Origin of the sequence: Citrobacter sp. Ce006, from assembly GCF_030336535.1 — a bacterium.
In the GTDB taxonomy this organism is placed as follows: Bacteria; Pseudomonadota; Gammaproteobacteria; order Enterobacterales; family Enterobacteriaceae; genus Citrobacter; species Citrobacter europaeus.
This window is the reverse complement of record NZ_JAOWDO010000042.1, coordinates 1-1,520: the sequence shown is the minus strand read 5'-3', so window position 1 is coordinate 1,520 and position 1,520 is coordinate 1. Positions and strand designations below refer to the sequence as shown.

The following is a 1,520-nucleotide window of genomic DNA, read 5'->3' as shown; positions in this document are numbered from 1 at the left end:
TTGGTTTGGGAACAGCAGCAAAACTGGCAGCAGCTGTTGCCACTCAGTCTTCACCAGGAAACCTCACTATTCCTGCACTTATCGGCGGTGTTGAAAAACAAATCATTGTGCAGTGGGGGAGTTTTGCCGGGCTTACTTCAGGAGATACAGCCGTCACATTTCCATTCCCATTTCCGGGCAATGTGCTGCACATTTTTACCAGTGCGCTGGCAACCGGAACTGGAGCCTGGGCAGGGTGCAACTCAATCACCAAAACCGGATTTAACGGCAATATGTGGTCGGCGTATAACGTCCGTCAGTCAGGGTCGTCGAGTTATTTAGCAATAGGATATTCATCATGAATTACGTTTATAGCGCCGCCAAAAATCTGTTTTTCCCTGTCCAGTATCATGAGCAGTATGAACACAATGGTGACTGGCCGTCTGATGCTGTTGCAGTTGATGACAGCGTTTTTTATGAGTTCACATCTTATCGGGAAGGAAAAACACGAGTTGCGGGACCTGAAGGATTACCTGCATGGGTAGATATCCCCCAACCGAGCTATGAAGAGTTAATCCAGAGCGCAGAGAACGAACGCCAGAGAATACTGAGTAATGCTGATTCGGTAATGCTCGACTGGCGAACGGAACTGATGCTGGGTGAAATCAGCGACGCCAATAGAGCGAAACTGTCGGCATGGCTGGCTTATAAAAACGATGTGAAGGCGATTGATGTGACAACCGCCCCTGAGCATATTAACTGGCCTGTTTCCCCGGAGGCGTAGGCCATACAGGTTTTGATGCATCAACGCGCATCAAAAGTACCCGGTATTTTTTCCATTCAGACAACGCGACGGTTTCTTCTTCCGTCGCCAGTCCCGTATCAACAGCGTCCTGACGCCAGACTATTTCTTTATCAGCGGTTGCTCTCAGTGTTTCCTTTTTCTGTTCAGCCTGGTCAATTAATTGCCGGGGTGTGGGAGGGGGTAAATCGACCCATGCGGGCATTTCGTTTACAACTCCTCGTATTTTTCCGGCAGGAGCTGGTCCGGTAAATTCATTAAAAATATCATCGCTAACCCGAATCCCATTTTCAGGCCATGTTCCGGCGTCAGTATATTGCTGTCGCATGGAAAGGGGGTAAAAAGCGTTATCAGTGGCTGAAAAGATGTAATTCATATTAATACCCTATCGCGATGTAGTGGATGTTAACGGCGGCTGCTGTAGCCAGCGATGGAGAAGAACCCGCCGGAGCATAAAATGCATTCCACGTAAAACTGTTGCGGTTAAAACCATTCAACACGGCATACGCCTGTATTGACCCTGCAACCTGATAGCCCCACCCCACCACTTTCAGGCAAGTAGTGGGAAATGGCACGGGGAATGCTGTTGTGGTTGTTGCCAGATTTGAACAGGGCATTTGTCCCCACTGGATAAGCAATTCGCGGCGTGCGCCATTAATAATTACTGGCAGCGTCAGCCTTCCGCCATCAGATAAAACAGCGCTCATGACGCCTGCCAGGGCTATATCTCCCAAACCAA

Annotated in this window: 4 protein-coding genes; 2 read left to right on the top strand and 2 right to left on the bottom strand. The window is 49.1% G+C overall.

All coding sequences use genetic code 11. The features are described from left to right. On the top strand, window positions 1-341 hold a 341-nt coding region (locus OGV94_RS00845; protein ID WP_502873959.1), incomplete at its 5' end, for a gp53-like domain-containing protein. Further along, the gene (locus OGV94_RS00840) at window positions 338-763 is read left to right on the top strand and encodes a tail fiber assembly protein (RefSeq protein ID WP_286522162.1); all 426 of its coding nucleotides are present in this window, start codon (window positions 338-340) and stop codon (window positions 761-763) included. The genes OGV94_RS00845 and OGV94_RS00840, both read left to right, overlap by 4 nt. Here OGV94_RS00840 and OGV94_RS00835 read toward each other — a convergent pair. Both OGV94_RS00835 and OGV94_RS00830 read right to left on the bottom strand, forming a co-directional pair. Then, a complete protein-coding gene (locus tag OGV94_RS00835; RefSeq protein ID WP_286522161.1) occupies window positions 735-1,157 on the bottom strand; it encodes a tail fiber assembly protein in 423 nt (140 codons plus the stop codon). The genes OGV94_RS00840 and OGV94_RS00835 overlap by 29 nt on opposite strands. A 1-nt stretch (window position 1,158) precedes the next feature. Continuing rightward, a partial coding sequence (locus tag OGV94_RS00830) for a gp53-like domain-containing protein (protein WP_502874116.1) occupies window positions 1,159-1,520 on the bottom strand: 362 nt, incomplete at its 5' end.